Annotated in this window: 21 protein-coding genes; 5 read left to right on the top strand and 16 right to left on the bottom strand. The window is 70.8% G+C overall.

All coding sequences use genetic code 11. The features are described from left to right. Nucleotides 1-144: 144 nt before the first annotated feature. Together NYF13_RS02810 and ddaH are read right to left on the bottom strand one after the other, a co-directional pair. Nucleotides 145-777 carry a polysaccharide deacetylase family protein gene (locus NYF13_RS02810; protein ID WP_396287221.1) on the bottom strand — a complete coding sequence of 211 codons (633 nt, stop codon included), beginning with the start codon at nt 775-777 and terminating at the stop codon, nt 145-147. Nucleotides 778-859: 82 nt separating this feature from the next. Then, nucleotides 860-1,702, bottom strand: a complete 843-nt coding sequence (gene ddaH, locus NYF13_RS02815) for a dimethylargininase (RefSeq protein ID WP_396286436.1) — start codon at nt 1,700-1,702, stop codon at nt 860-862. A 74-nt stretch (nt 1,703-1,776) separates the two neighbouring features. Between ddaH and NYF13_RS02820 the strand changes: the two genes are divergently transcribed. The 4 genes from NYF13_RS02820 (at nt 1,777) to NYF13_RS02835 (ending at nt 6,289) form a co-directional block, all read left to right on the top strand. After that, nucleotides 1,777-2,226, top strand: coding sequence for an Lrp/AsnC family transcriptional regulator (locus NYF13_RS02820; RefSeq protein ID WP_315653910.1), 450 nt, complete (start codon nt 1,777-1,779; stop codon nt 2,224-2,226). Between the two features lie 55 nt (nt 2,227-2,281). Then, nucleotides 2,282-3,043 (top strand): enoyl-CoA hydratase, encoded by a 762-nt coding sequence (locus NYF13_RS02825; protein ID WP_315653911.1) that lies wholly within the window; start codon nt 2,282-2,284, stop codon nt 3,041-3,043. Nucleotides 3,044-3,305: 262 nt separating this feature from the next. Then, nucleotides 3,306-5,228 carry a 2-oxoacid:acceptor oxidoreductase subunit alpha gene (locus NYF13_RS02830; RefSeq protein WP_315653913.1) on the top strand — a complete coding sequence of 641 codons (1,923 nt, stop codon included), beginning with the start codon at nt 3,306-3,308 and terminating at the stop codon, nt 5,226-5,228. Continuing rightward, entirely contained in the window at nt 5,225-6,289 is a 1,065-nt protein-coding gene (locus NYF13_RS02835; RefSeq protein ID WP_315653914.1) for a 2-oxoacid:ferredoxin oxidoreductase subunit beta, read from the top strand. Before NYF13_RS02830 ends, NYF13_RS02835 begins: the two co-directional genes overlap by 4 nt. A 75-nt stretch (nt 6,290-6,364) precedes the next feature. Here NYF13_RS02835 and NYF13_RS02840 read toward each other — a convergent pair whose 3' ends face one another. Continuing rightward, nucleotides 6,365-8,134, bottom strand: coding sequence for a hypothetical protein (locus NYF13_RS02840; protein ID WP_315653915.1), 1,770 nt, complete (start codon nt 8,132-8,134; stop codon nt 6,365-6,367). Between the two features lie 13 nt (nt 8,135-8,147). Then, entirely contained in the window at nt 8,148-9,197 is a 1,050-nt protein-coding gene (locus tag NYF13_RS02845; RefSeq protein WP_315657166.1) for a polyprenyl synthetase family protein, read from the bottom strand. A gap of 292 nt (nt 9,198-9,489) precedes the next feature. Between NYF13_RS02845 and NYF13_RS02850 the strand changes: the two genes are divergently transcribed. Beyond that, nucleotides 9,490-10,245, top strand: coding sequence for a hypothetical protein (locus NYF13_RS02850; RefSeq protein WP_315653916.1), 756 nt, complete (start codon nt 9,490-9,492; stop codon nt 10,243-10,245). A gap of 118 nt (nt 10,246-10,363) precedes the next feature. Here the strand turns inward: NYF13_RS02850 and nuoN are convergent, their stop codons facing one another. The 12 genes from nuoN to NYF13_RS02910 are packed head-to-tail and all read right to left on the bottom strand — an operon-like array spanning nt 10,364 to nt 25,305. After that, nucleotides 10,364-11,938 (bottom strand): NADH-quinone oxidoreductase subunit NuoN, encoded by a 1,575-nt coding sequence (nuoN, locus tag NYF13_RS02855; protein ID WP_315653917.1) that lies wholly within the window; start codon nt 11,936-11,938, stop codon nt 10,364-10,366. Nucleotides 11,939-11,941: 3 nt separating this feature from the next. Beyond that, the gene (locus NYF13_RS02860; protein ID WP_315653918.1) at nt 11,942-13,534 is read right to left on the bottom strand and encodes an NADH-quinone oxidoreductase subunit M; all 1,593 of its coding nucleotides are present in this window, start codon (nt 13,532-13,534) and stop codon (nt 11,942-11,944) included. A 1-nt stretch (nt 13,535) separates the two neighbouring features. After that, nucleotides 13,536-15,476 carry an NADH-quinone oxidoreductase subunit L gene (gene nuoL / locus NYF13_RS02865; RefSeq protein WP_315653919.1) on the bottom strand — a complete coding sequence of 647 codons (1,941 nt, stop codon included), beginning with the start codon at nt 15,474-15,476 and terminating at the stop codon, nt 13,536-13,538. Nucleotides 15,477-15,486: 10 nt separating this feature from the next. Next, a complete protein-coding gene (gene nuoK, locus NYF13_RS02870) occupies nt 15,487-15,786 on the bottom strand; it encodes an NADH-quinone oxidoreductase subunit NuoK (RefSeq protein ID WP_315653920.1) in 300 nt (99 codons plus the stop codon). Further along, nucleotides 15,783-16,658, bottom strand: a complete 876-nt coding sequence (locus NYF13_RS02875) for an NADH-quinone oxidoreductase subunit J (RefSeq protein ID WP_315653921.1) — start codon at nt 16,656-16,658, stop codon at nt 15,783-15,785. The genes nuoK and NYF13_RS02875 overlap by 4 nt, the downstream gene beginning before the upstream one ends. Then, entirely contained in the window at nt 16,655-17,221 is a 567-nt protein-coding gene (nuoI, locus tag NYF13_RS02880) for an NADH-quinone oxidoreductase subunit NuoI (RefSeq protein WP_315653923.1), read from the bottom strand. The genes NYF13_RS02875 and nuoI overlap by 4 nt, the downstream gene beginning before the upstream one ends. Then, nucleotides 17,208-18,548: an NADH-quinone oxidoreductase subunit NuoH gene (gene nuoH / locus NYF13_RS02885; protein ID WP_315657169.1), complete on the bottom strand. Its 1,341-nt coding sequence runs from the start codon at nt 18,546-18,548 to the stop codon at nt 17,208-17,210. The genes nuoI and nuoH overlap by 14 nt, the downstream gene beginning before the upstream one ends. Before the next feature lie 11 nt (nt 18,549-18,559). Then, nucleotides 18,560-21,025 carry an NADH-quinone oxidoreductase subunit G gene (locus NYF13_RS02890; RefSeq protein WP_315653924.1) on the bottom strand — a complete coding sequence of 822 codons (2,466 nt, stop codon included), beginning with the start codon at nt 21,023-21,025 and terminating at the stop codon, nt 18,560-18,562. Next, nucleotides 21,022-22,311 (bottom strand): NADH-quinone oxidoreductase subunit NuoF, encoded by a 1,290-nt coding sequence (gene nuoF, locus NYF13_RS02895; protein WP_315653927.1) that lies wholly within the window; start codon nt 22,309-22,311, stop codon nt 21,022-21,024. The genes NYF13_RS02890 and nuoF overlap by 4 nt, the downstream gene beginning before the upstream one ends. Next, nucleotides 22,311-23,189: an NADH-quinone oxidoreductase subunit NuoE gene (nuoE, locus tag NYF13_RS02900; protein ID WP_315653931.1), complete on the bottom strand. Its 879-nt coding sequence runs from the start codon at nt 23,187-23,189 to the stop codon at nt 22,311-22,313. Before nuoE ends, nuoF begins: the two co-directional genes overlap by 1 nt. Beyond that, on the bottom strand, nt 23,186-24,535 hold the full coding sequence (locus tag NYF13_RS02905; RefSeq protein WP_315653934.1) for an NADH-quinone oxidoreductase subunit D: 1,350 nt from the start codon (nt 24,533-24,535) through the stop codon (nt 23,186-23,188). Before NYF13_RS02905 ends, nuoE begins: the two co-directional genes overlap by 4 nt. Beyond that, a complete protein-coding gene (locus NYF13_RS02910; protein ID WP_315653936.1) occupies nt 24,532-25,305 on the bottom strand; it encodes an NADH-quinone oxidoreductase subunit C in 774 nt (257 codons plus the stop codon). Before NYF13_RS02910 ends, NYF13_RS02905 begins: the two co-directional genes overlap by 4 nt. Nucleotides 25,306-25,309: the final 4 nt, after the last annotated feature.

A 25,309-nucleotide genomic window follows, 5' to 3' on the forward strand; every position in this document is an offset into this window, starting at 1 on the left:
GTCCGGCAGAATGCGCTTTCCGGGAACCGGGAAGGGGATCCTTCACGCCCCCGACAGCCGCGAAGGATCCCCTTCCCACCACCGCGGGCGCCGTGCGGATTCTCCTCACCGCGCCCGGCGCAGGCAACGGTGACCGGAGGCCGGTCACCCCCGCCACCACCCGCCCATCCCCCGCCGGAACCCGCCCCCGAGCACCCCGGCCACCCACTGCGCGTCCATCTCCCGATGCACCTGCACCCGCGGCCGCAGCCACGGTCCGGTCCCGGCCCGCAGCGAACGAGAACTCGCATACACCCGCGTCGCCCCCGAGTCCCGCAGTCGCCGCAGCACGCGGCGGTCCGGGCGGCCCGAGGGCAGCGAGTAGTGGCACACCCGGTGCCCGCTCAGCTCCGTCAGCAAGCGCGGCGCCGCCTCCAGCTCGCGCTCGGCCTGGCGGTCGTCCAGCCGTTGGCCGTCGCGGCGCTCCCAGCCGTGGGAGCCGACGTCCATCCCGGCGTCGACGAGCTGCCGCAGTCCGTCCGGGTCGAGGTAACCGCGCTCGCCGACGCGGCCGGCCAGCGGGAAGAACTCCGCCCGCAGGCCGCGTGAGACCAGCCGGGGCAGCACGACCTCGACGTCGGAGGCGTTGCCGTCGTCGAAGGTGAGCTGGGCGCCCTCGTGCTCGGCCACCGCTTCGAGCAGCCAGTCGAACTGCTCGACCGTGATCCAGCGCTCGTCCTCGCCCGGGTCGAGCGGGCGGGCCGGACGACCGACCCCGTGCACCGCGAAGTGGACCACCACGCTCCTCCGATCAACCGTTTCGAGCTTGTTCACGATTAATCGGATTGGCAAATGGAGTAGTTACACTATTGACGCGAGGTTATTTGCGAATTTCCAGCGTGCAGCACTTCGGGCCCCCGCCGGCTTTGCGCAACTCCGAGATGTCGACGTGCACCGGGTCGTACCCGCGGGCCGCCAGCCGGTCGGCCAGCTCGGTCGCTTCCCGGGGCAGCACGACGTTGCGCCCGTCGGAAACGCCGTTGAGGCCGAAGCACTCCGCGTCGGCCGCCGTCGCGATCACCGCGTCCGGGAACAGCCGCGCCAGCACCCGCCGGGAGCCGGGCGAGAAGGCCTCCGGGTAGTACGCGATCTGCGCGGTGTTCACGTCGGTGGCCTCGGCGAGCACGAACAGCGCCGTGTCCAGGTGGTAGTACCGCGGGTCGACCAGGCGGAGCGAGACGACCGGCACCCCCAGCACCTCCTGCGCCTCCGCGTGCGCGGCCGGGTCGGTGCGGAAGCCGGTGCCGGCCAGCAGCAGCCGCCCGGTCCAGGCGAAGTCGCCCTCGGCCTCGTTGACCTGCTCCGGCATGGTCAGGTCGCGGTAGCCGTGCTCGACGAACCAGCGGCGGAAGTGCTCGGCCTCGGCGGTGCGCTGCGGGGCCCGGAACCGCGAGCCGAGCACCCGCCCGTCCACGACGGTGCCGGAGTTCGCGGCGAAGACCATGTCCGGCAGCCCCGGCTGCGGCTCGATCTCCTCGACGGTGTGGCCGAGGCGCCGGTAGGTGTCACGCAGCTCGGTCCACTGCGCGACGGCGACGTCGGCGCTGACCGGCTGGGTCGGGTCCATCCAGGGGTTGATCACGTAGTCGACCGCGAAGAACCGCGGCTCGCACATGAGGTAGCGGCGGGTGGTCGGCACTCGCGGCTCAGCAGATCCCGGCATGGTTGAAGGGTAAGGTTGGCCAAAACTCACAATCAATCGCTGTTTGCTGCGCACATACCTGCTAAACATTGCGTGTGAACAGCATCGACCAGCGAATCGTTTCCTGCCTGGTGGCCAACGCGCGCTCCAGCTACGCGGACATCGGCAAGGTGGTCGGTCTCTCCGCGCCCGCGGTCAAGCGGCGGGTGGATCGCCTGCTCGAAACCGGGGTCCTGCGCGGCTTCACCGCGGTGGTCGACCCGGAGGCCCTCGGCTGGGGCACGGAGGCCTTCGTCGAGGTCCACTGCCAGGGCAACGTCACGCCCGCCCGCATCCGCGCCCGGCTCGAACCGCTGCCGGAGGTCGTCGCCGCGTACACCGTCTCCGGCGCGGCCGACGCCATCGTCCACCTGCGCGCGGGCGACATCCACCACCTCGAGACGGCCCTGGAACGGTTGCGCGGACTGGAGATCATCGACCGCACCGTGTCCACGGTCGTGCTGTCCCGGCTGCTGGAGCGCCCGCCCAACCCGAAGAGCTCGTGAGCGGCCAGGACGCGCAGCGCCGTCCTGGCCACCACCGGCTCCTAGGGTGAGGCCCATGACCGACCGCATCCGCAGCGAACACGACCAGGGCGTCGCGCTCCTCACCGTCGACGCGCCGAAGAGCCGTAACGCCCTCACTCTCGACCTCTCCGCCGAACTCGCTGAGGCCGTGGCGCGCGCCGAGGCCGACGAGTCCGTGCACTCCGTGGTCGTCACCGGTGCGCCGCCCGCCTTCTGCGCGGGCGCGGACCTGACCGCGCTGGGTGGCGCGGGCGAGCAGGGCCTGCGGGCGGTCTACGAGGGGTTCCTCGCCGTCGCGCGCTGCACCCTTCCGACGATCGCCGCGGTGGGCGGCGCGGCGGTCGGCGCCGGGCTGAACCTCGCACTCGCCGCGGACGTCCGGCTGGCCGGTCCGCACGCGAAGTTCATCCCGCGCTTCCTCGACCTCGGCCTGCACCCGGGCGGCGGGATGACCTGGATGGCGCAGCGCGCCGTCGGCCCGCAGCAGGCCGCCGCGATGACGCTGTTCGGCGAATCGCTCGACGCCGGGGCCGCGGTCCGGGCCGGGCTGGCCCACCGGCTGGTCGAAGGCGATCACGACGCGCTGGTCCGGGCCGCCCGCGAACTCGCCGCACCGGCCGTCGCCGCGCCCCGCGAAGTGGTCCTGTCCACGAAGCGGACGCTGCGCCGCACCGCGGACCTGGCCCGGCACGCGGCCGCGGTCGACGCCGAGATCGGCCCGCAACTGGAATCACTGGCCGCTCCGGCGTTCGCCGAGCGGCTGGCCGCGATGCGAACCCGGATCAGCCGGCGTTGAACCATCCGTGGGAGACGGGCGTCACTGCGGTTCGCCCGGTCCGCGGCGTTACCATCGGTCACAGGTAAATCGCCGCGCCGGTCACCGTGGCCGGGCCCGGAAACTACCAACTCCGGGTACCCCACACTTCGAGGGTTTCCCCGCTCCCGACGGGTAGCCTTGGGGCCAGGCCTGGTGGTCCAGCCGACATCGCCGGGCGGGCGTTCACCCCGGGGCCGGCCCGGGACCGCAGGCACGTCGGGAGAGAGGGATTCCCTGACCCATGAGCACGAGTGCGAACGGCAGCGGGGCCGGTGACGGTCCCGGCTCCCTGACCGCGACCAGGTCCACCGAGGTCAGCAAGCTGGACCGGGTGGTCATCCGGTTCGCGGGCGACTCCGGCGACGGTATGCAGCTGACCGGCGACCGCTTCACCTCCGAGGCGGCGGCGTTCGGCAACGACCTGTCGACGATGCCGAACTTCCCGGCGGAGATCCGCGCGCCCCAGGGCACCATCCCCGGGGTTTCCTCGTTCCAGGTGCACTTCGCCGACTACGACATCCTCACCCCCGGCGACCGGCCGGACGTGCTGGTGGCGATGAACCCGGCCGCGTTGAAGGCCAACCAGCACGACGTGCCCAAGGGCGGCACGATCATCCTGAACACCGACGAGTTCACCAAGCGCAACCTGGTGAAGGTCGGGTACGACAACGACCCGCTCGACGACGACTCGCTCACCTCGTTCCAGGTGCACCGCGTCGCCATGTCGACCCTGACCCAGGGCGCGCTGGCCGGAACCGGGCTCGGCAAGAAGGACGCCGAGCGGTGCAAGAACATGTTCGCGCTCGGCCTGCTGTCCTGGATGTACCACCGGCCGACCGAGGGCACGGAGCGCTTCCTCAAGGAGAAGTTCGCCACCAAGCCGGAAATCGCCGAGGCGAACGTCCTGGCCTTCCGCGCGGGCTGGAACTACGGGGAGACCACCGAGTCGTTCGCGACGACGTTCGAGGTCGCCCCGGCCAAGCTGAACCGGGGCACCTACCGGCAGATCACCGGGAACACCGCGCTGGCCTACGGGCTGATCGCGGCCGGCCAGCAGTCCGGGCTGCCGATCCTGCTCGGCACCTACCCGATCACGCCGGCCTCGGACATCCTGCACGAGCTGTCCAAGCACAAGAACTACGGCATCCTCACCTTCCAGGCCGAGGACGAGATCGCCGGCATCGGCGCGGCGCTGGGCGCCTCCTACGGCGGCGCGCTGGGCGTGACCTCGACCTCCGGGCCGGGGGTGGCGCTGAAGTCGGAGGCCGTGGGCCTGGGCGTGATGACCGAGCTGCCCCTGGTGGTCGTCGACGTGCAGCGCGGCGGCCCGTCCACCGGACTGCCGACCAAGACCGAGCAGGCCGACCTGCTGCAGGCCATGTTCGGCCGCAACGGCGAGTCCCCGGTGCCGATCGTGGCCCCGCTCTCGCCAGCCGACTGCTTCGACGCCGCGATGGAGGCGACCCGGATCGCGCTGAAGTACCGGACCCCGGTGCTGCTGCTGTCCGACGGCGCGATCGCGAACGGCTCCGAGCCGTGGCTGGTGCCGAACGTCGAGGACCTGCCCGACCTGCGCGTGGAGTTCGCCACCGAGCCCAATGCCGAGGACGGGTCCGGGGAGTTCTGGCCGTACGTGCGCGATCCCGAGACCCTGGCCCGCGCCTGGGCCGTGCCCGGCACCCCCGGACTCCAGCACCGCATCGGCGGGCTGGAGAAGGCCGACCGGACCGGGCACATCTCCTACGACCCCGACAACCACGACAAGATGGTCCGGCTGCGCCAGGCCAAGATCGACGGCATCGACGTGCCCGACGTCGTGGTGGACGACCCCTCCGGCGGCCAGGCACGGGTGCTCGCGCTCGGGTGGGGCTCGTCCTACGGCCCGATCGGCGCGGCGTGCCGCCGGGTGCGGAAGCTGGGCCTGCCGATCGCGCAGGCGCACCTGCGCCACCTCAACCCGCTGCCGGCCAACCTGGGCGACCTACTCCGCTCCTACGACAAGGTCGTGGTGCCGGAGATGAACCTCGGCCAGCTCGCCCTGCTGCTGCGGGCCGAGTACCTGGTGGACGTGCACTCGCACACCAAGGTCGCCGGTCTCCCGTTCAAGGCCGAGGAGCTGCAGGACCTGTTCCGCGACATCATCACTTCGGAGGGCGTCAAGTGACTGCCATCGACCTCGGGCTGCCCCAGTTGGGTGGCCTGGACCTCGTGCCGGCCACCGAAGAACCGCAGAAGGCCAAGGACTACAAGTCCGACCAGGAGGTCCGCTGGTGCCCGGGCTGCGGGGACTACGTGGTGCTCAACGCCGTGCAGTCCTTCCTGCCGACGCTCGGGCTCAAGCGCGAGAACATCGTGTTCGTCTCCGGTATCGGCTGCTCCTCGCGGTTCCCGTACTACCTCAACACCTACGGCATGCACTCGATCCACGGCCGCGCGCCGTCGATCGCGACCGGGCTGGCCACCACCCGCCCGGACCTGTCGGTGTGGGTGGTCACGGGCGACGGCGACGCGCTGTCCATCGGCGGCAACCACCTGATCCACGCGCTGCGCCGCAACGTGAACATCAAGATCCTGCTGTTCAACAACCGGATCTACGGGCTGACCAAGGGCCAGTACTCCCCCACCTCCGGGCAGGGCATGGTCACCAAGTCGACCCCGATGGGCTCGCTGGACGCGCCGTTCAACCCGCTCTCGCTGGCCATCGGCGCCGAGGCGTCGTTCGTCGGGCGCGCGCTGGACTCCGACCGCAAGGGCCTGACCGAGGTGCTCGAAGCCGCGGCCCGGCACCGCGGCTCGGCCCTGGTCGAGATCTACCAGAACTGCCCGATCTTCAACGACGGTGCCTTCGACGTGCTCAAGGACAAGGACGAGGCGGCCCAGCGGCTGATCCCGCTCAAGGCGGGCGAGCCGATCCGGTTCGGCGCCCAGGGCGAGTTCGGTGTCCGCCGCGGCGAGTGGGGCGGGCTGGACATCGGCCGGGTCAGCGAGATCGGCGAGGCGAACCTGGTGGTCCACGACCCGTCGATCGCCGAGTCCACCTACTCGTTCGCGCTGTCGCGGCTGGGCGATCAGAACCTGACGCACACGCCGATCGGCATCCTGCGCCAGGTCGAGCGGCCCACCTACGACGACGGCGCCCGCGCCCAGGTCGAGCAGGCCCGCGCGGCCCGCCGGCCGGATCTCCAGAGCCTGCTGCGCGGCAAGGACACCTGGACCGTCGTCTGACCTCTGTGGACGGAAGAGGCCCACCGCCCGGGTTCGGACGGTGGGCCTCTTCCGTGTCCGATGTGGACTCAAGACTCAGGACAGCGGGCGGAACCCGACCCGCTCGGCGTCGGACGCGGTGCGGAACCAGACCTCGGCCACCATCCGCGGGAACTGGGGCGACTCTTCGGTGCAGTAGCGCAACGCCGTCACGCTCGCCTTCACCGCGAAGTTGTCCGACGGCCGGCCGCCGCCGGGCCGCGGCATGGCCGAACCGGGGCCGAACGGACCGGGCGGCACCGCGTCGCCGGTCACCTGACGCGCGGGCGGCGGCTCGGGCGCGTTCAACGGCGCGGCCACTCCTGGGTTCGGCGGCACGGAGGGCTCGAACAGCGAACCGCTCTGCGTGCCCGTCAGCTCCGGCTCCCGGCGCTCGACCGGCCGCATCGACGGCTGGATCGGCCGCGGCGGCTCGAACCCGCCCCGCGGTGCCTCCCGCGGCTGGCGCTTGGGCAGCACCTGGGTGGAGTCGATCGGCCCGTCCCCGGCCACGAGGTCGCCGTCGAAGGGCCCGGCGGACTCGGATTCCGGCGGCCCGGGCGACGGGTTCACGGGCTCGGGGGACGAGGACTGGCCGAGGAAGCCGTCACCGGCGGGCTCCTCGAACGGCGAACGGTCCGCGCCCGAGGCCGAGCGCTCGAACCAGGCCGGTTCGGACCGCGGGTCGGCAGGCTTCGCGGGCTGGAACAGCGAGACCGGCTCCGCCTCGGTTTCCGGTTCGAGCCGGCCGAAGCTCGACCCGGGCTCCGGCGACCGGCCGAAGTCCGATCCGGACCCGGGCGCGGAACTGAAGTCCACATCGGACTCCGGTTCGAGCCGGCCGAACGCGGACCCCGCCTCGGCTTCCGGCTCCGGCCGCCCGGAACCGGTTTCGCCGCCGAAGCGGCCGAACGAGGGGTCTTCCTCGGGCTCCAGCCGGTTCGAGAACGAGTCCTCGGGCTCCGGCTCGATCCGGGTGAACAGTGAAGTCGTCTCGGCGGCGTGGTGGCTGCCCCCGGTCTCGGGTTCGGCCGCCGCGTGACGGCTGGGCTCGGCCTCCGGGTGAAGATCGTGCCCGGCCTCAGCGTGACGGCCGCTGTCGAAGTCCGCGAACGCGTCTTCTTCGCGGTCTTCGGTGTCTTCGCGCCGATCGGCCTCGTGGTGACCGGCGTCGCCGGCCCGAAGACCGACCTCCTGGAAGCTGCCGCGCCCGCTGTCCTCGAAGTCCTCGAACCGGTCCGGCTGGTGCGCCCCGGCCTCGGCCTGGCCCGGGTCCGGCTGGTCGGAAACCGGGCTGAGGTACTCGGTGGCGGCGGCCCGGTACACCGAATCGGGGTCGATCTGCCGGGTAGCTGGCTCGGATTCCCTTTCCCGGTCCCGTTCCTGCGGAAGGTCAGCCTCCACAGTGGTCTCTCGGGCCACCGGCTCCGGGGCCACCGGCTCGGCCGCGGTGCGGTATTCCGCCTCGTACTCCGCCTCCGGCTCGAACCCGCCGAGCCGGTTCTCGACGGCGGCGGGCTCCCGGGGCTCCGGCTCCGCGCGCTGGATCAGCTCGGTCGGGCTCTGCTCGCGGTCCCACGAAGGGGCGGCGGGCGGCTCGGGCGCGGAGAACTCGTCCTCGTCCACCGGCGAGAGCAGCGCCGTGCCGCCGCCGAGGGACCCGGCGTTGGCCGGCGTCCGGGCCGACTCGGCGTGGGCCGCGGTCAGTGCCTGTTCCAGCTCACGGGTGCGCTTGCGTGCGGGCAGGACCAGCACCAGCCAGGTGAGGAGCACCCCGACGAAGAACGCCAACAGGCTCCAGAGCCAAACCTGTCCGAAAATGGACATCTTCCCTGCCCCTTTAGTGCGTGCGCGCGACCATGTGGTCGGCGACCGACTCGCAGGCGTCCCGCGCGGGGGAAGCGGGCAGCGCAGCGAGCTCGGAACGTGCCCGCGAAGCGTAGTCGGAAAGGGTGACCCGCGCGCGTTCGAGGCCACTGGACCGGCGTAGCAGCTCCAGGGCCTCTTCGACCAGCGCGTCTTCGGCGATGGGGCCGGCCAGCAGCTCGGTCAGCCGCGGGTCGGTGTCCGGGTCGGCCAGCGCGTACAGCATGGGCAGGGTGCGGACGCCCTCCCGCAGGTCGGTGCCCTGGGCCTTGCCCAGCTCGGCCGAGGGCGAGGCGATGTCGATGATGTCGTCGGAGATCTGGAACGCGGTGCCCACGATGTCGCCGAACCGGCGCAGGGCCTGGACGTGGTCGCCCTCGGCCCCGGACATCATGCCGCCGAACCGGCCGGAGGTGGCGATCAGCGAACCGGTCTTCTGCGCGATCACGGTCAGGTAGTGCTCGACCGGGTCGTCGCCGGGCCCGGGGCCGACCGTCTCGCGCATCTGCCCGGTGACCAGCTCGCCGAACGTCTCGGCGATGATCCGGGCCGCGTCCGTGCCGAGGTCGGCGACCAGCCGGGAGGCGTGCGCGAACAGGAAATCGCCGGTGAGGATGGCGACGGTGTTGTCCCAGCGCGCGTTGACGCTCTCCGCGCCGCGCCGCATGGTCGCCTCGTCCATCACGTCGTCGTGGTAGAGCGTCGCGAGGTGCACCAGTTCCACCGCGGCCGCCGCCACGACCACCGGCTCCCCCTGCTTGGGCCCGAACTGCGAGGACAGCAGCGTGAACAGCGGGCGAAAGCGCTTGCCCCCGGCTTCGACCAGGTGCAACGCCGCGTCGTGGACCGCCTGCACGTCGCTCTTCACCACGTCGCGCAGCAGCGTCTCCACCTCGGCGAGCCCGCCCGCGATGCTCCGCAGCAGTTGCTCGTCCTCGATCTGCAGCCCGACGGTCGCGCGCAGGTCCTCGACAGCGCCAGCCCGAGCCGCGGCGGGTCCCGCCCCCGGGGGTGGTGAAGACACAGACACGTCGGCTCCGCTCTCTCATGCGCCGGTCGGTTTCTGCTTTCAGGGTAGTGCTTACCCCTGGGGCGTCGTTTACCCGCTGTCCTGGGTAAACGGTGACGAACATGACAGCGGGCCCATTTCGAGCGGCCCGCCGCCACCGGCCCGGCCCGGCGACCACGAACGGGTTGATCCCTCGCCCGGACGAGTGATCGGGCGCCGCGGCAGCGCAACGGGTGAATCGGACCCGCGGATAGTCACCCGGAGGCCGTTTGCCACGGGTCTCTCGGGCAGCAGCGAGGAGAGCAGCATGCGCAACACCACCTTCCGGGGAGCCGGACTGATCGGCGCGGTACTGGTGACCGGAGGCGTCCTGACCGGTGCGGGGACGGCCCAGGCCGCCGGGTTCGGGGCCGCCGGCGTGACCGTGACGACCGAGGCGACTGGGACGGCGGGGGCTTCCGATGCGCCCGGTGCGGCTCGGGTGCTCACCCCGGCCATCGCCGCCGGTCTCGCGGACCTGGGTGGCGCCGACTTCACCAAGGCTTCGGCCCGGGTCACCGTGCCCACGCTCGCCCCCTGTGCAGTCGGGGGCCCGGTCAGCGGCAGTTCGGGCCCGGTCGCCAGGTCCGGGCTGAGCTTCGGCGGCGGCACGACCACCTGCGGGACCGAGACGACCGACCCGGCCAGCCACCTGACCACCAGGACGTCCACCGCCAACGGCAAGAACTTCGAGCTCTCCGCCCTGGTCGGCGCGGGCGGCCCGCGTTTGCGCCTGTCGGGCTACACCGCCACCTGCGCCGCGACCCGCACGCAAACCCACGCGAGCTGGAGCTTGAGCGGCCTCTCGGGCACCGCCGCCCTCCCCTCGCCGGTGCCGGCGAACTACGTCCGGCCCCTGACCAGCTCGAACGGCACCGTGCTGGCCAACGCGGTGTTCAACGTCCAGACCCTGCCCGGCGACGGCAGCGTCAGCCTCACCATGCTCCGCTTCGACCTGCTTCCGGCGTCCGGCAGCACGGGCTCGGTAACCGTCGGCCGCACCGCCTGCTCCCCGACGCCGTAACCCCGCGGCGGGGCTCGGAGCCCGTCTTCGAGCCGAAAACGAACGAAGGCCGCCACGGAAATCCCGTGGCGGCCTTCGCTTGCGCGAAACCCTTGAGTGAAACCCTGGCGTGAAAACTCTAGGAAGCGAACCCACCCGAAGAAGCCCAGCTGAGTGCGAACGAAGGCACCACCCCGAGCACCAGCGTCACCACCACTCCCAGCGCGATGGCCGCCGTGGTGAAGCCGCCCGGGACCGTCACCGTGGGGCCGTCCGCGGCCGGCTCCGAGAAGTACATCAGCACGATCACCCGCAGGTAGAAGAACGCGGCCACGGCGCTGAACACCAGCGCCACCACCACCAGCGGCGCCATCCCGTCCGACAGCGCGGCCGAGAACACCACGAACTTGCCGACGAACCCGCTGGTCAGCGGAATTCCCGCCAGCGCCAGCAGCAGGAACGTGAACACCCCGGCCAGCACCGGCGAGCGTTTGGCCAGCCCCGCCCACGCCGACAGGTGCGTCGCCTCCCCGCTGCCGTCGCGGACCAGGCTGATCACGCCGAACGCCGCGAGGGTCGTGAAGCCGTAGGCCAGCAGGTAGAACAGGGTGCTGGACAAGCCGTTCTCGGTCATCGCGATCGCGCCCACCAGCAGGAAGCCCGCGTGGGCGATCGAGGAGTAGGCGATCATGCGCTTCACGTCGGTCTGGGTCAGGCCCAGCACCGCGCCGATCAGCATCGAGACGATCGCCACGGCCCACAGGACCCCGCGCCACTCCCAGCTGGTCGAGGAGAACGCCACCGACAGCACGCGCAGGATGCCGCCGAAGGCCGCGACCTTCGTGCAGGCCGCCATGAACCCGGTGACCGGGGTCGGGGCGCCCTGGTAGACGTCCGGGGTCCAGGTGTGGAACGGGCCGACCGAGCCCTTGAACAGCAGGCCCACCACCAGCAGGCCGAGTCCGGCGAACAGCAGGGTGTCCGAGCGGTCCGAGCCGGCCGCGGCGTTGGCGATGTCGGCCAGCTTCACCGAGTTCGCGTAGCCGTAGAGCAGCGCGAGGCCGTAGAGGAAGAACGCCGAGGAGAACGCGCCGAGCAGGAAGTACTTGACCGCCGACTCCTGCGAGATCAGCCGGCGGCGCCGGGCCAGACCGCACATCAGGTACAGCGGCAGGCTCAGCACCTCGAGGGCGATGAACATGGTCAGCAGGTCGTTGGCCGCGCAGAACGCCATCATGCCGCCGAGGGCGAACAGCGTCAGCGGGAACACCTCGGTCTGCGAGGCCGTGGTCGGGCCGGCCTGGGCTCGGTCCTGCACGGTGCCGGGGCTGATCGCCGCCTGCGCGACGAACGCGCCGCCCGGCTCCACCTTCCGCTCCGCGATCAGGAACACCGCGCCGAGCGAGAGCAGCAGCAGCGTGCCCCAGAGGAACAGCGACGGGCGGTCCACCGAAATGGCGCCGGCGAAGGTGGTCAGACCCGCGGCCGGGGAGCTGCCGGTGGCGTACAGGATCAGCGAGACCCCGGCGGCGACGATCCCGATGACCGAGACGGCCACCTGGATCCCCCACCGGACCGCCTTCGGCGCGAACGCCTCCACCAGCACGCCGACGCAGGCCATGCCGAGGATGATCAGCATCGGCAGCACGGAGGCGTAGTCGATCGACGGCGTCGGCAACGGCTGTTGCGCCTGCGCCAGGAACATGTCAAGCACGGGTTACTTGCCTCCCTGCACGGCAGACAGGGTCGCCTGCACCGACGGGGTGATCGTGTCGAGCACCGGCTTGGGGTAGAAGCCCAGCCCGATGATCAGGATGACCAGCGGGGCGAGGATGGCGATCTCCCTCACCCCGAGGTCCTTGACGGCCTTCACGGCCCCCAGCTCCGGCTGGACCGCCGTGGCGACCGAGCCGCCCGATTCCACAGTGGACGAACCACCGGCGGGACCGGCGGACAGCGGCGGGAGCAGCGCTTCACCGCGCACCGGTCCCTGCATGACCCGCTGGTAGAGCCAGAGCACGTAGGCCGCGGCCAGCACCATGCCCACCGTCGCGATGATGGTGTACACCGGGTGGTCCACGAAGGACCCCAGCAGCACCAGGAACTCGCTCACGAACGAGTTGGTGCCCGGCAGCGAAAGCGCGGACAACCCGGCGATCAGCAGCATCCCGCCGAGCAGCGGGGTCAGCTTGGCCATGCCGCCGTAGTCGGCGATCCGGGTGGAGCCGCCGCGGCGCACGATCAGGCCGACCACCACGATCAGCATGCCGGTGGAGAGGCTGTGGTTGAGCATGTACGACACCGAGCCGACCATGGCCTGCTCGTTGAAGGTGAAGATGCCCAGCGCGATGAAGCCGAAGTGGGCGATCGAGACGTAGGCGAGGAACCGCTTCATGTCCGACTGCCCGGCGGCCAGGATCGAGCCGTAGAGCACGCCGATCACCGAGAGCACCAGCACCAGCGGGGCCAGGGTCTTGCTCGCCTCGGGGAACATCGGCAGGCAGTAGCGCAGGAAGCCGAACGTGCCGACCTTGTCCAGCACCCCCACCAGCAGCACGGCGACGCCGATCGGCGCCTGCCCGGCCGCGTCCGGGAGCCAGGTGTGGAACGGCACCAGCGGCGCCTTGATCGCGAAGGCCAGGAAGAAGCCGAAGAACAGCCAGACCTGCGTGCCGGTCGGCGCGTCGCGCACCACGGTGACCAGGGTGGCCCAGTCGAACGTGCCGTGGCCCAGCTTGTCCGAGGACAGCGAGTACGCGCCGATCGCCGAGGCCAGCATGATCAGGCCGCCGAGGAAGGAGTACAGGAAGAACTTCACCGCGGCGTACTGCCGGTTCGCGCCGCCGTAGCCGCCGATCAGGAAGTACATCGGGATCAGCATGATCTCGAACAGCACGTAGAACAGGAACACGTCGGTCGCCGCGAAGACGCCGATGGTGAGGGCCTCCTGCAGCAGGATCAGCGACAGGAACCCACCGGCGCTGCGGCCGGCCGGGAGCTTGTCGGTGAGGCCGAGGCCGCCGACCACGATCGGCACCAGCAGGGCGATCACCGCGATCATGATCAGCGAGATGCCGTCGGTGCCGAACGAGATGTGGATGCCGAAGCTGGGGATCCAGTCCATCGTGCTCGCCTGCTGGATCCGGTCCCCCGAGGGCGAGTAGCTCGCCCAGAACGGGATGATCAGCAGGAACTCCACGATGGACACGACCAGCGCGGTCGCGATCGCGGCCCGGTCGTTCCCCTTCAGGAACGCCAGCACCAGCGAGCCCGCCAGCGGCAGCAGGATGAGCGCCAGAAGCCAAGTCATGTCAGGAGAACCTCACCAGCAGAAGGGCCGCGAGCAGCAGGAACGTGCCGCCGAGCATGGACAGCGCGTACGACCGGACGAAGCCGGTCTGCAGGCGCCGCAACCGGCCGGACCCGCCGCCGAGGGCCGCGGCCAGTCCGTTGACCGCCCCGTCCACCCCGCGGTTGTCGACGTACACCAGCGCCCGCGAGAGCCAGGTGCCCGGGCGGGCGACCAGCGTCTCGTTGAGGGCGTTGCCGTAGAGGTCCTTGCGCGCCGCCCGGACCGGCCAGGCGACCCGCTCCGGGCGCTGCACCGGGATCTCGCGCGAGGGCCGGAAGAGCAGCACCGCGACGAGCACGCCGAGCGCGGCCAGCACCAGGGTGGCCACCGGGACCGTCCAGGACGGGATCGGCGCGTGCTCGGCCTCCTCGAACGGGCCGACCACCGGGGACAGCCAGTTCACGAACCGGTTGCCGATGGCGAAGAACGCGCCGGCGCCGACCGAGCCGACGGCCAGGATGACCATCGGCACCCACATCACCGGCTTGGACTCGTGCGGGTGGAACTCGCGCCCCTCCGAAGATTCGCCGGTGGGATCGAGCAGGTGCGCGGTGCTCTTGATCCCCTTCCAGCGCGGCTTGCCGAAGAAGGTCATCATCATCAGCCGGGTCATGTAGAACGCGGTGAGCCCGGCGCCGAGCACGGTCGCGAGGCCGAACACCCAGCCGCGCCAGCCCTCCTGGCCGAACGCCGCCTCGATGATCGCGTCCTTGGTGTAGTACCCGGTGAGGAACGGGAAGCCGATCAGCGCCAGGTAGCCGAGGCCGAAGGTGACGAAGGTGATCGGCATCTTCTTGGCCAGGCCGCCGAACTTGCGCATGTCGACCTCGTCGTTCATGCCGTGCATGACCGAGCCGGCCCCGAGGAACAGCCCGGCCTTGAAGAAGCCGTGCGCGACCAGGTGCATGATGCCCAGCGCGTAGATGCCGGGACCGAGGCCCACGGCCAGCATCATGTAGCCGATCTGGCTGACCGTGGAGTAGGCGAGCACCTTCTTGATGTCGTCGTAGGCGCAGCCGACGACGCACCCGAGCAGCAGGGTCACCGCCCCGACCAGGGTGACGACCAGCCGCCCGTCCGGGGTCGCGCTGAAGATCACGTTCGAGCGGGCGACCAGGTAGACCCCGGCGGTGACCATCGTGGCCGCGTGGATCAGGGCCGAGACCGGGGTCGGGCCCTCCATCGCGTCCGGCAGCCAGGCCTGCAGCGGGAACTGCCCGGACTTGCCGCAGGCGCCCAGCAGCAGCAGGATCGCGATCGCGGTGATCGCGGCCGGCGGGACCTTGCCGTTGGCCACACCGTCGAAGACCTGCGCGTAACCGGTGGACCCGACGTACTTGAACATCAGGAAGATCGCCAGCGCCAGCCCGACGTCACCGACGCGGTTCATCAGGAACGCCTTCTTCGCCGCGGTGGCCGCGGACGGGCGGTCCTGGTACCAGCCGATGAGCAGGTACGAGGCGAGGCCGACGCCCTCCCAGCCGAGGTACAGCGTCACGAAGCTGTTGCCCAGCACCAGGATCAGCATGGAGGCGATGAAGAGGTTCAGGTACGCGAAAAAGCGGTGCCGGCCCTCGTCGTCGGCCATGTAGCCGATCGAGTAGAAGTGGATCAGCATGCCGACACCGGTGATCAGCAGCACGAAGGTGAGCGACAGCGCGTCGATGCGCAGGCCGAAGTCCACCTGGAGCTGCCCGACCGGGATCCACGAGAACAGCTTGGTGTCCACAGTGGATTTTCCGTCGAAGCCGAAGAACAGGATCAGGCCGTAGACGAAGGCGGCGACGAGGATGGCGGTGCCGAGCAGGTGCCCCCACGCCCTCGAACGCTTCCCGGCCAGCAGCAGGATCAGCGCGCCGAGGGCCGGGAGGGCCACCAGCAGCCACGATGATGCGGTCACGCTCGCCCTCTCAGTACTTAAGCAGGTTGGTGTCGTCGACCGAGGCCGAGCGCCGGGTGCGGAAGATCGACATGATGATCGCCAGGCCCACCACGACTTCGGCGGCGGCCACGACCATCACGAAGAACGCCATCACCTGGCCGTCGAGTCCGCCGTTGATCCGGGCGAAGGTGACCAGGGTGAGGTTCACCGAGTTCAGCATCAGCTCGATGCACATGAACACCACGATCGCGTTCCGGCGGACCAGGACGCCCACGGCGCCGATGGCGAACAGCAACGCCGACAGCAGCAGGTAGTAGGTCGGGGTCACTTGCCTTCCCCTTCCTTCTCCGCACCGGCTTCTGGGGAGTCCGCGCCGACCAGCGCGTGCGCGTCCGGCTTCGGGACCGCATCGGCGACGAGGTTGCGGTCGCGCAGGAGCTGCACGGCCGAGGTGGACTCGATGATCGCCGAAAGCGAATCCGGGGCGATCGTGCCGTCGGGCAGCAACGCCGGGGTGGCCACCGAGTTGGCCGTGGCGAACACACCCGGTCCGGGCAGCGGCGACGGGCGGTCGTGCTCGCCGCGGAAGCGCAGCACCACCAGCTCGCGCTGGGAGAGCTTGCCGCCCTTGGCGTGCCGGTCGGTGAAGGCCAGCACCATCGCGCCGAGCGCGGCGGTGATCAGCAGGGCCGAGGTCAGCTCGAACGGGAACAGGTACTGCGTGAAGATCAGCCGGCCCAGCCCGCCCGCGGCCCCGCCGGCCGGGGTGTACGGGTCGAGCGGCGCGGCCGGGGTCACGTTCACCAGCGAGCGGAACAACCCGGCGGCGATCAGCGCGGCCAGCCCGATGCCCAGCAGCGTCGCGGCCATCCGCTGCCCGCGCAGCACCTCGACCACCGAGTCGGAGCTCTCGCGGCCGACCAGCATCAGCACGAACAGGAACAGCATCATGATCGCGCCGGTGTAGACGATGATCTGCGTGAACCCGAGGAACGGCGCGGACTGCGTCATGTAGAGCGCGCCCAGGCTCAGCATCGTGAGCACCAGCCACAGCGCCGAGTGCACGGCGTTGCGGGAGAAGATCATGCCCAGGGCGCCGAGCAGGCAGACCGGGCCGAGGATCCAGAACGCGATGGCCTCGCCGGTCGAGACCGAGGCGGCGGCCGCGGCGGGGGCCTGCGCGAGGAGGGCCGAGATCATTTCCCGCCCTCCTGCGCCGCGGTGGCCCCGGTGCCGGCCGGGGAGTCCGCCAGCAGTTCGGGCCCGTTCACGTAGTAGTCCTGCTCGTTCTCGCCCAGCCGCATCGGGTGCGGCGGCTGCTCCATACCGGGCAGCAGCGGGGCGAGCAGGTCTTCCTTGGTGTAGATCAGCCGCTGGCGGTCGTCGTCGGCCAGCTCGTAGAAGTTGATCATCGTCAGGGACCGGGTCGGGCAGGCCTCGATGCACAGGCCGCAGCCGATGCAGCGCAGGTAGTTGATCTGGTAGTCCGCGCCGTAGCGCTCACCCGGGGAGAACCGCGCCTCCTCGGTGTTGTTCCCGCCCTCGACGAAGATCGCGTCGGCCGGGCAGGCCCAGGCGCACAGCTCGCAGCCCACGCACTTCTCCAGCCCGTCCGGGTGCCGGTTGAGCTGGTGGCGCCCGTGGTAGCGCGGCGCGGCCGGGGCCCCGGCCTCCGGGTACTCCTCGGTGGCGACCTTCTTGAACATCATCGCGAAGGTGACGCCGAAACCCTTGATGGGATTGAGGAAGTCAGTCGCGGCCATCTTCTGCCCCTTCCTGTGCTGCGGTGCCGACGGCGGCCGGGGCCCGCCGGGCGGCCCTCGCCTCCGCCTTGGCCAGCGCCTTCTGGCGCGGAGTGCTCTCGGGGACCTTCAGGTCCAACGGCGGCAGCGGGTGGCCGCTGCCGGTGATCGGCACGTAGTCGTCGTTCGGCACCTTCTTCTCCGGCAGCGCCAGGCTCAGCAGCACCAGCACGACCAGGACGATGCCGATCCCGACCAGGATCTGCGGCCAGCTCCACTGGACGGTCTTGATGGCGACCACCACGACGATCCAGACCAGGTTGACCGGCACCAGGACCTTCCAGCCCAGGCGCATGAACTGGTCGTAGCGCATGCGCGGCAGCGTGCCGCGCAGCCAGATGAAGCAGAACAGCAGGACGAAGGTCTTCGCGAAGAACCAGAGCATCGGCCACCAGTTCTGGTTCAGCGCCGAGTCCTCGCCGACGAACGGGAAGCGCCAGCCGCCCAGGAACAGCGTGGTGCAGAAGGCCGAGACGATCACCATGTTGACGTACTCGGCGAGGAAGAACATCGCGAACTTCATCGAGCTGTACTCGGTGTGGAAGCCGCCGACCAGCTCCGACTCGGCCTCGGCCAGGTCGAACGGGGCGCGGTTGGTCTCGCCGACCATCGAGATCAGGTAGATCACGAAGCTCGGGATGAGCATGTAGAAGTACCAGCCGTGCGCCTGGGCGTCGACGATCCCGGAGGTGGACAGCGTGCCCGAGTACAGGATCACCGCGACGATCGAGAGACCCATCGCGATCTCGTAGGAGATCACCTGCGCGGTCGAGCGCAGCGCGCCCAGCAGCGGGTACGGCGAGCCCGAGGCCCAGCCGGCCAGCACGATGCCGTAGACGCCGATCGAGGAGCAGGCGAGGATCACCAGCACGCCCACCGGCAGGTCGACCAGTTGCAGCGTGGTCCGCTCACCGAAGATCGACACCACCGGGCCGAACGGGATGGCCGCGAGCGCGATCAGCGCGGGCACGGCCGCGAGCACCGGGGCCAGGAAGTACACCTTGCGGTCGGCGGTGTCCGGGATGATCTGCTCCTTGAACGGGAGCTTGATCGCGTCGGCCAGCGACTGCAGGTACCCGCCGGGCCCGACCCGGTTGGGGCCGGGCCGGTTCTGCATCCGGCCGACCGCCTTGCGCTCCCAGACGATCAGGAAGATCGTCAGGACCGGTCCGATCAGCAGGATGACCACGGCCTTGATCAGCACCAGCCACCACGGGTCGTCGGCGAGCAGGCGAGCCCGCTCGGCGGCGTCCGGGAACGCGGCCGGCACCTGGCCCAGGAACGGCATGAGCTGCGGGCTCACAGTTCACCTCCGGAGATCTGCACCAGCGCGCCGTGGCCCGCGCCGAGGTCGGCGCGGACGGCGGAGCCGTCGGAATTGCCCGGGAGCCACACGACCCCGTCGGGCAGGTCGGCGACCTCGACCGGCAGCGTGATCGCGCCGCGCTCGGTGGACACGCGGACGGTGCCCCCGAGGCCCTCGGCCGTCTTCGCCGAGAGCCGGGCGACGGACCGGCGCTGGGTGCCCTTGAGGTGCGGCTCGTCGTCCTGCAGCGAGCCGTTGTCGATGAGCTGGCGCCAGGTCGACAGCAGCGCCTGACCGGTCGCGGGCCGGTTCGCCGCCGCCGGAGCGGCTTCGACCCGCCCGCCGTCGACCACGCCCCGGCCCAACCGGGCCAGGTCGGCGGCCGCGGCGGCCGGGGTCTGGGTGAACAGGTCGGCGTCCATCTCCACGGCGAGGGTGTCGAGCACCCGGCCGTCGGCCAGTGCGCCGGTGCCCTCGAGGGTGATGTCGAACGGGCGGCGGCGGCCTTCCCAGTTGAGGAAGCTGCCCGCCTTCTCCACCGTCGGCGCGATCGGCAGGACCACGTCGGCCCGCTCGGTCACCTCACTCGCCCGCAGTTCCAGGCTGACCACGAACCCGGCGTTGTCCAGCGCGCGCCGGGCCAGGTCGGGGTCGGGCAGGTCGGCCGGGTCGACGCCGCCGACCAGCAGCGCGTCGAGCTGCCGCGCGGACGCGGCTTCGAGGATGCCCGTGGTGTCGCGGCCCGCCTGGACGGGAAGCGAAGCGCCCCAGAGCTTTTCGACCTCGGCGCGAGCTTCGGCGTCGGTGACCGAACGGCCGCCCGGCAGCAGCGTCGGCGCGCAACCGGCCTCCAGGGCGCCGCGTTCGCCGGCCCGGCGCGGGATCCACGCGAGCCGCGCGCCCGTGCGCCCGGTGAGCCGGCGCAGCGCGGAGAACAGGCCCGGGACCTCGGCCGCGCGCTCGCCGACCAGGATCACCGCGCCCTCGGCCCGCAGCGCGGCGTCGAGGTCGGCCGCGTGCTGCGCGATGCCGTCCACCGCCGCCGCCTCGCCACCCGGCAGGCAGGCCAGCAGCTCGCCGAAGGTCTTGCGCACCGAGGAGGTGGTCCACTGTCCCAAGTGGACGACCCGGGTGCGGTTCTTGCGGGCCGCCTTGCGCAGCCGCAGGAACACGATCGGCGCCTCGTCCTCCGGTTCGAAGGCCACGCACAGGACCGTGCGGGCCCGTTCGATCTCGCCGAAGGTGACCCCGTCCTCGGGGGTGGTGCCCAGCACGGCCGAGGTGAGGAACGCCAGCTCCTCGGCCGAGTGCGGGCGGGCCCGGAAGTCGATGTCGTTGGTGCGCAGCGCGATCCGCGCGAACTTGGCGTAGGCGTACGCGTCCTCGACCGTCAGCCGGCCACCGGTGAGCACGCCGGCGCCCTGGCCGTCGCGGGCCTTCGCCAGGCCCTCGGCAGCCACGCGCAGCGCGTCGGTCCAGGAGGTCTCCTCCAGCTCGCCGCCGGAGTTGCGGACCAGCGGGCGGCGGAGGCGGTCACCGGCCTGGGCGTACCGGAAACCGAAGCGGCCCTTGTCGCACAGCCACTCCTCGTTCACCTCCGGGTCGTCGCCGGCCAGCTTGCGCTGCACCTTGCCGCGCCGGAAGTCCGTGCGCTCGGCGCAGCCGGAGGAGCAGTGCTCGCACACCCCCGGCGCCGAGACCAGGTCGAACGGCCGGGACCGGAACCGGTACGCGGCGCTGGTCAGCGCGCCCACCGGGCAGATCTGGATCACGTTGCCGGAGAAGTAGCTCTGGAACGGCTGGCCGCTCGTCGTGCGCGAGGCCAGGTCCAGCACGTCCGCGGTCTCGGCGGTGCCGATCTGCTGGTGCGCGCCGCGTTCGAGCAGCTCGATGAACGGGTCGCCGGCCACCTGCGCGGAGAACCGGGTGCAGCGCTGGCACAGCACGCAGCGCTCGCGGTCCAGCAGCACCTGCGTGGAGATCGGCAGCGGCTTCGGGAACGTGCGCTTGGTGTCGACGAACCGCGATTCGGTGCGGCCGTGGGCCAGCGCCTGGTTCTGCAGCGGGCACTCACCGCCCTTGTCGCAGATCGGGCAGTCCAGCGGGTGGTTGATCAGCAGCAGCTCCATCACGCCCTGCTGCGCCTTGTCGGCGACGGCCGAGGTCAGCTGGGTCTTGACCACCATGCCGTCGGCGACCGTCATCGTGCAGGAGGCCTGCGGCTTCGGCATCGGCCGGCCACCCATCTCCACCTCGACCAGGCACTGGCGGCAGGCCCCGGCCGGGTCGAGCAGCGGGTGGTCGCAGAACCGCGGGATCACCGTGCCGAGCCGCTCGGCGGTGCGGATCAGCAGCTCGCCCTTGGGCGCGATGACCTCTTCCCCGTCGATGACCAGCTTGACGTGGCCTTCGGGGACCGGGGTCTCCTGAGTGGCCGGTTTGTCGGGGGCGATCGTCATGCCGGTGCTCCCACCAGTTCGGGCTGGGCGGCCTGGTTCTTCTCGCACAGCGCGAGGAACTCCTCGCGGAAGTACTTGATCCCGCTCTGGATCGGCGACACCGCGCCGTCACCGAGCGCGCAGAACGAGCGGCCGAAGATGTTGTCGCAGACGTCCAGCAGGGTGTCGATGTCCTCAGCGGTGCCGTGACCCGCCACCATGCGTTCCAGGATCTGCGCGAGCCAGTACGTGCCCTCGCGGCACGGCGTGCACTTGCCGCAGGATTCGTGCTCGTAGAACTGCGTCCACTTCATCACGGCCCACGGCACGGAGACGGTCTCGTTGAAGACCTGCACCGCGGTGGTGCCGAGCATCGAGCCGGCCTCGGCCGCCCCCTCGAAGTCGAGCGGGGTGTCGAGGTGCTCGGCGGTGAACATCGGCGTGGACGAGCCGCCCGGGGTCCAGAACTTGAGCGGGATGCCGTCCTTCATCCCGCCCGCCAGCTCCAGCAGCTCGCGCAGCGTGGTGCCGAGCGGGCACTCGTACTGGCCGGGCTTCTCGACGTGGCCGGAGATCGAGTAGATCTTCGGGCCGGGCGACTTCTCCCGGCCCATCTCGCGGAACCAGGCCGAGCCGGCGTTCACGATGTAGGGCGCGGAGGCGATCGTCTCCACGTTGTTCACCGTGGTCGGCGCGGCGTAGAGGCCCGCGGCGGCCGGGAACGGCGGCTTGAGCCGGGGCTGGCCGCGGCGGCCTTCGAGCGAGTCCAGCAGCGCCGTCTCCTCGCCGCAGATGTACGCGCCGGCGCCGGCGTGCACGGTCAGCTCGAGGTCGTAGCCGGAGCCGAAGACGTTCTTGCCCAGGTATCCGGCCTCGTACGCTTCGCGCGTCGCCGCGTTGAGCCGGCGGATGCAGTGCAGCGCCTCACCACGGACGTAGATGAAGCAGTGGTTCGACCGCATCGCGTACGAGGCGATGATGCAGCCCTCGATCAGCGAGTGCGGGTCCGCCATCATCAGCGGGATGTCCTTGCACGTGCCCGGCTCGCCCTCGTCGGCGTTGATCACCAGGAAGTGCGGCTTGTCGAAGTTCGGTGGCATGAACGACCACTTGACGCCGGCCGGGAAGCCCGCGCCGCCGCGGCCGCGCAGCCCGGAGTCCTTGACCACCTGGACCAGCTGCTCGGGCGTGCCGGCCAGCGCCTTGCGCGCCGCGGTGTAGCCCTCCAGCCGTTCGTAGGTCTCCAGGCGCCAGGAGTTCGGCGACAGCCAGCGCTTGGTGAGGACCGGAGTAATGGGATCAGGCATTACTTCTTCTCCCCTTCTCGGGCGGGCAGCACCGGCAGCGGGACGTCTTGGGCCGCCGGCGCGGTCCAGCCGCGCTCGTTCGCGATCTGCGCGCCGCGCAGGGTTTCGACGGCCTGCGAAGGACCGTCGACGTCACCGCGGTAGCGGTCCACGTCCTCCGGGAAGAACCCGGCGAGCTGTAGCTCCGCCCCCTTGAAGTCGGTCAGCGGGGCGCCGCGCGTGGGGGCCGGCTTCTGGCCCGCCTGCAGCGCGTCGACCAGCGCGACCGCCTTCTCCGGCGTCTGGTTGTCGAAGTACTCGTAGTTGACCTGCAGCACCGGGGCGAGGTCGCAGGCGGCCAGGCACTCGGCGTGCTCGAGGGTGATCGAGCCCGGCTCGTCCGGCGGGCCCGCCGTCTCCTCGTGCCCCAGCGGCGCTTCGGCCGAGCCGAGGTGCGTCTGCAGCTTCCGGTAGATGTCGTCGCCGCCCAGCGCCGCGCACAGCGTGTTGGTGCAGACGCTCACCAGGTGCTCGCCGCACGGGCGGCGCTTGTACATGGTGTAGAACGTCGCGACCGCGCTGACCTCGGCGTCGGAGAGCTCGAGCTGCCGGGCGCAGAAGGCGATGCCCTCCTGGCTGACGTAACCCTGCACCGACTGCACCAGGTGCAGCAGCGGCAGCAGCGCCGAGCGCGACATCGGGTAGCGGGCGATCAGGTTCTTCGCCTTGGCGTGCACGTCCTGGTCGAAGACGTCCTCGGCCGGGTGATCCGCCAGGACGCCCTCGGCCACGGCGGGATCCGGCGCGATACCGGTCACGTCGGTGTCACCACCCGAGGCGGCGTACGTCGTCTTCGCGCCGTGCGACCCCGGCTCGGGCATCGCCGTCGAACTCGTCATCGGTCCACTCCCCCCATCACCGGGTCGATCGACGCGATCGCGGCGATCACGTCGGCCACCAGCCCGCCCTCGGACATCGCGGGCATCGACTGCAGGTTCACGAAACTCGGCTCCCGCATGTGCACGCGCAGCGGCCGGGTGCCGCCGTCGGACACCAGGTGCGCGCCGATCTCGCCGCGCGGCGACTCCACCGGCGAGTAGACCTGCCCGGCCGGCACGTGGAAGCCCTCGGTGACCAGCTTGAAGTGGTGGATCAGCGATTCCATCGACTGGCCCATGATCTTCCTGACGTGCTCGAGCGAGTTGCCCATGCCGTCGCTGCCGATCGACAGCTGCGCCGGCCAGGCCACCTTCTTGTCCTCGACCATGACCGGTCCCGGCTCGAGCTTCTTGAGCACCTGCTTGATGATCCGCAGGCTCTGGTGCATCTCCTCGACGCGGATCAGGTACCGCGCCCAGCAGTCCGCGTCGTTGGAGGTCGGGATGTCGAACTCGAACTCGTCGTAGCGGGAGTACGGCTCGGTCTTGCGCAGGTCCCAGGGCAGCCCGGCCGAGCGCAGGATCGGGCCGGTGACGCCGAGCGCGAGGCACGCGTCGACCGGCAGGTAACCCACGCCCTTGAGCCGGTTGCGCCAGATCGGCTGGCCGGTGAACAGCTTGTCGTACAGGGGAAGACGGCTGTCCATCACCTGGCAGAACTCGGTGACCTTCTCCGCGAAGTCGGCCGGCATGTCCTGCGCGAGCCCGCCGGGGCGGATGAACGCGTGGTTCATCCGCAGTCCGGTCAGGTGCTCCAGCAGGTGCAGCACCTCTTCGCGCTCGCGGAAGCCCAGCGTCATCGCGGTGGTGGCGCCGAGCTCCATCCCGCCGGTCGCGATGTAGACCAGGTGCGAGCCGATCCGGTTGATCTCCAGCAGCATTACCCGCAGCAGCTCCGCCCGGGGCGGGGCCTGGATGCCGAGCAGCTTCTCCACGCCGAGGCAGTACGCCATCTCCGTGGACAGGGGGGCCAGGTAGTCCATCCGCGTGACGAAGGTGACGCCCTGGGTCCAGGTCCGGTACTCGCAGTTCTTCTCGATACCGGTGTGCAGGTAGCCGATCACCGACCGGAGCTGCGTGACGGTCTCGCCCTCCATCTCCAGCACGAGCCGGAGCACCCCGTGCGTCGAAGGGTGCTGCGGACCCATGTTGATCACCATGCGCTCGTCGTGCTGAGCGTCGCCGACCACGTCGTCCCAGTCACCGCCGGAAACGGTGTAGACGCGGCCTTCGGTGGTGTCGCGGCTGTCCGCCTCGGGGACCGCAGTGTTGGTGGCGTTGGTTTCGGTGGTGTCGTCGATGCTCACGAGTACGACCTCCGCTGGTCCGGCGGCGGGATTTCCGCGCCCTTGTATTCGACCGGGATCCCGCCGAGCGGGTAGTCCTTGCGCTGGGGGTGGCCGTCCCAGTCGTCCGGCATGAGGATCCGGGTCAGCGCCGGGTGGCCGTCGTAGCGGATGCCGAACATGTCCCAGGCCTCGCGCTCCTGCCAGTCGGCGGTCGGGTACAGCCCGACCAGCGAGGGCACGTGCGGGTCCTCGATCTCGAGGCTGACCTCCAGCCGGATCCGGCGCCGGTAGGTCATCGAGGTGAAGTGGTAGACCGAGTGCAGCCGCTGCCGCACGTCCACGCCGTAGTCCACTCCGGACACCGAGCTGAGCAGCTCGAAGCGCAGGCCCGGGTCGTCGCGCAGGGTGCGGGCGATCTCGACCAGGTGCTCGCGGGCGACGTAGAAGGTGATCTCGCCGCGGTGCACCGTGGTCTGCAGGACCGCGGCGGCGGGCACGTCGTGGTCGGCCAGCGCGGCGAGGAACTCGTCGGCGAACTCGTCGAACCAGCCGCCGTAGGGCCGCTCGGCCGGGGCCGGGCTGTACGCGGGCAGGCGCACGCCGCCGTAGCCGGAGGTGTCACCACTGCCGCTGACGCCGAACATGCCCTCGCGGGCGCGCCCGGCGACCATGGACTCGGCCGGGGCGGCCGGGTTCACGCCCCGGGGCTCCAAGCCCTCCTCGGGGCGCTCGGCGCTGGACTGCGCTCCGCCGGGCTCGGGCGTTTCGGACGCGGGATTCTCGGGCACCGGG

The organism is Amycolatopsis sp. PS_44_ISF1 (assembly GCF_032335455.1).
GTDB lineage: Bacteria > Actinomycetota > Actinomycetes > Mycobacteriales > Pseudonocardiaceae > Amycolatopsis.

Excerpts from the sequence above, each read along its gene's own strand:
- ddaH (WP_396286436.1), bottom strand. The coding sequence starts at position 1,702 with ATGCCGGGATCTGCTGAGCCGCGAGTGCCGACCACCCGCCGCTACCTC.
- NYF13_RS02825 (WP_315653911.1), top strand. The coding sequence starts at position 2,282 with ATGACCGACCGCATCCGCAGCGAACACGACCAGGGCGTCGCGCTCCTC.
- NYF13_RS02830 (WP_315653913.1), top strand. The coding sequence starts at position 3,306 with ATGAGCACGAGTGCGAACGGCAGCGGGGCCGGTGACGGTCCCGGCTCC.
- NYF13_RS02840 (WP_315653915.1), bottom strand. The coding sequence starts at position 8,134 with ATGTCCATTTTCGGACAGGTTTGGCTCTGGAGCCTGTTGGCGTTCTTC.
- NYF13_RS02850 (WP_315653916.1), top strand. The coding sequence starts at position 9,490 with ATGCGCAACACCACCTTCCGGGGAGCCGGACTGATCGGCGCGGTACTG.
- NYF13_RS02860 (WP_315653918.1), bottom strand. The coding sequence starts at position 13,534 with ATGACTTGGCTTCTGGCGCTCATCCTGCTGCCGCTGGCGGGCTCGCTG.
- NYF13_RS02875 (WP_315653921.1), bottom strand. The coding sequence starts at position 16,658 with ATGATCTCGGCCCTCCTCGCGCAGGCCCCCGCCGCGGCCGCCGCCTCG.
- nuoI (WP_315653923.1), bottom strand. The coding sequence starts at position 17,221 with ATGGCCGCGACTGACTTCCTCAATCCCATCAAGGGTTTCGGCGTCACC.
- nuoH (WP_315657169.1), bottom strand. The coding sequence starts at position 18,548 with ATGCCGTTCCTGGGCCAGGTGCCGGCCGCGTTCCCGGACGCCGCCGAG.
- NYF13_RS02890 (WP_315653924.1), bottom strand. The coding sequence starts at position 21,025 with ATGACGATCGCCCCCGACAAACCGGCCACTCAGGAGACCCCGGTCCCC.
- nuoF (WP_315653927.1), bottom strand. The coding sequence starts at position 22,311 with ATGCCTGATCCCATTACTCCGGTCCTCACCAAGCGCTGGCTGTCGCCG.
- nuoE (WP_315653931.1), bottom strand. The coding sequence starts at position 23,189 with ATGACGAGTTCGACGGCGATGCCCGAGCCGGGGTCGCACGGCGCGAAG.